This is a genomic window from Variovorax sp. WDL1, assembly GCF_001541225.1.
In the GTDB taxonomy this organism is placed as follows: Bacteria; Pseudomonadota; Gammaproteobacteria; order Burkholderiales; family Burkholderiaceae_C; genus Variovorax.
On the sequence record NZ_LMTS01000014.1, the window covers coordinates 7,069 to 9,519 of the forward strand.

At 55.4% G+C, this 2,451-nt stretch carries 4 protein-coding genes and 1 pseudogene; all 5 read left to right on the forward strand.

Annotated elements, in window-relative coordinates; all coding sequences use genetic code 11:
- Positions 1 to 88, forward strand: a pseudogene (locus APY03_RS43165) (type II toxin-antitoxin system RelE/ParE family toxin); the annotation flags it as partial.
- Positions 72 to 374 (forward strand): helix-turn-helix domain-containing protein, encoded by a 303-nt coding sequence (locus tag APY03_RS01425; RefSeq protein WP_011805820.1) that lies wholly within the window; start codon positions 72 to 74, stop codon positions 372 to 374. The pseudogene APY03_RS43165 and the gene APY03_RS01425, both read left to right, overlap by 17 nt.
- A gap of 88 nt (positions 375 to 462) precedes the next feature.
- A complete protein-coding gene (locus tag APY03_RS01430; protein ID WP_013721787.1) occupies positions 463 to 930 on the forward strand; it encodes a TIR domain-containing protein in 468 nt (155 codons plus the stop codon).
- Positions 930 to 1,556, forward strand: a complete 627-nt coding sequence (locus tag APY03_RS01435; protein ID WP_011805822.1) for a hypothetical protein — start codon at positions 930 to 932, stop codon at positions 1,554 to 1,556. The genes APY03_RS01430 and APY03_RS01435 overlap by 1 nt, the downstream gene beginning before the upstream one ends.
- Before the next feature lie 3 nt (positions 1,557 to 1,559).
- Positions 1,560 to 2,451, forward strand: an 892-nt coding sequence (locus APY03_RS01440; RefSeq protein WP_068673217.1) for a nucleoside triphosphate pyrophosphohydrolase family protein, incomplete at its 3' end; no start/stop codon positions are given.

The window sequence follows — 2,451 nt, forward strand, 5'->3', positions numbered from 1 at the left end:
GGTGTTCCTGGAACTGTCCGCCGAGGCTTTGTCGAAGGCGTTGCACTCGGGCGTGTTATTGGAGGTGCATTGTGAGCAAGATCATTGAATCCCTGCGTGGCGACCTGGCTGCGCTCCACGAAGCGGGAGCGATCGGCAAGGTGACGATGCGCGAGTTCGACGCGATCTGCCCGCCGCCGGTGCGGGAGTTCAGTGCTGCCGACATCAAACACCTGCGCGAACGGTTGAAGTTCAGCCAGCCGGTGTTCGCACTTCACCTGCACACCACCGCGTCGACCGTGCGAAAGTGGGAGCAAGGCGAAACCCATCCCACCGGGCCGGCCCTCAAGCTGCTCAACGTCATCGCCGACAAGGGTTTGCAGGCAATTATTTGATCAAGGCAAACGGGTCAGCATTTCCTGCCACAGCGGCCGAAAACACAGTTACGATCTTCAAACCATGTAAGAACAATGGAGGTGACAGGTGGCAGAGAAAAGGAACGTGTTCATCAGCCATGTCCATAAGGACGATCACGGACTCCAGAAGCTGAAGGATCTGTTAGCTCCAAAAGGGATCGAGGTCAGGGATTCCTCCATCCATACAGGGAAGTTCAACAATGCCACCGATGAGCACTACATAAAGACGCAGATCCTTGCCCCTGCCATCAACTGGGCTGGAGTGTTCATTTGCTACGTTTCGCCCCAGACCAAGAATAGCGATTGGGTGAACTGGGAAATCGAATATGCGGCCAAACAGGGAAAGCGCATTGTCGGTGTTTGGGAGCATGGCGAGAAGGAATGCGACCTTCCAGAGGCCCTGAAAGAATATGCCGACGCCTTGGTTGGGTGGAACGGCGATGCGATCATTGACGCGATCAACGGGAAGGACTCGTGGGAAAAGCCAGACGGTGGTGCCTGCGACCCGGTTCCACTCAAGCGGCATCCCTGCTGATGGCTCGCATTCACTCCTATGTGGTGCGATACGACAGTGGTTTCGCGCCCAACCCTTTCTATGGCTACTGCACGCTTGCGACCTGCAAACCCAATATCCGCCGATCCGCTGACATCGGTGATTGGGTGGTCGGCAGTGGCAGCAATGATAGAACTGTCCGACGTGGCGGGCGTCTCGTGTACGCGATGCGCGTTACCGAGGCGATGACATTCGACGAATATGGCGCAGATCCACGGTTTGAATACAAGATGCCGTACCGCAATGGGAGTCGGAAGCAAAGTTGCGGGGACAACATCTACTTCAGGGCCGCGCCTGGAGCCGCTTGGCAGCAGCGAGACTCATTTCATTCCCGCCCCAATGGCACGCTCAACCCGGACCATGTTGCCCGTGATACGGGCGTCAACAGGGTCCTGATCAGTAATGATTTTGTGTACTTCGGGGGCGAGGGTCCGGAATTTCCCGAGGAACTGAAAGACCAGCAAGATCGGCCCTTATGCAAAACGGGAATAGGTCTAACCACCTTTGACGATGCGCAACTGATTGCGAACCTTGAGAAATGGATTCGCAGCTTTGACGTGAGCGGTTATCAGGGCGCTCCATTCGAATGGCTGACTCTTCGCAGGTGACCGATGAAAAAGGAAGGCTCCCTCTTGCTCTCGGATTACGCTGCGGAAATTGCAGCCACAGACGTACTCAACCCGAATGACTTCAATCCTGTCCTCCAAGGTCTATACGGAGAAGTCGGCGGCATAATGGCTACGGCCAAGAAAAGTGTTCGAGAGAGAACGGCTTACCCGGGTTTCAAGAAGGCGGCAGAAGAAGAGTTTGGCGACACCCTCTGGTATTTGGCTGCAATCTGCAGGCGCCTGCAGATTCCTCTCGAAGAGATATTCTCGGAAGCTGCGAACCACGGAAACTTCAAGAATGTGGGCGCTGCAAGTGACATCACCGAAGGTGCGTTAGCCTATATCGCTGTGCCTGTCGCCGCGACTGCTTCGTTGGATGCCACCTTGGTGCGTTTGGGGCAGTCAGCGGCAGCGCTACTTGGAAGTACGCCTGCACGCGCAGACTTGATTGCTTTCGCACGGGCTTACCTGGATGCAATTCATGCGGCCGAACTTGCGTTCTCTGAGGTGGCTCGCGGAAATCTCCGGAAAGCTCGCGGCGCGTTCTTGGAGCCGCAGGCAGAAGACCTGGCTGGCCTTGATTTCGACAGTGAGTTTGGAATTGAGGAACAGCTACCCAGGGATTTCAAAATCCGGGTCAATCAGCGAGGCAGTGGCAAGAGTTACCTCCAATGGAAGGGCGTATTCATTGGAGACCCTCTGACGGACAACATTGCCGATCGCGATGGCTACCGGTTCCATGATGTCTTCCACTTTTCTTATGCAGCAATCCTGCACTGGTCACCTGTGATGCGGGCATTGATCAAGCACAAGCGAAAGAGCAATCCGAAATACGATGAAGAGCAGGACAGTGGTCGGGTGGCCAGCGACAATTATCTTGAGTGGTCGACGACAA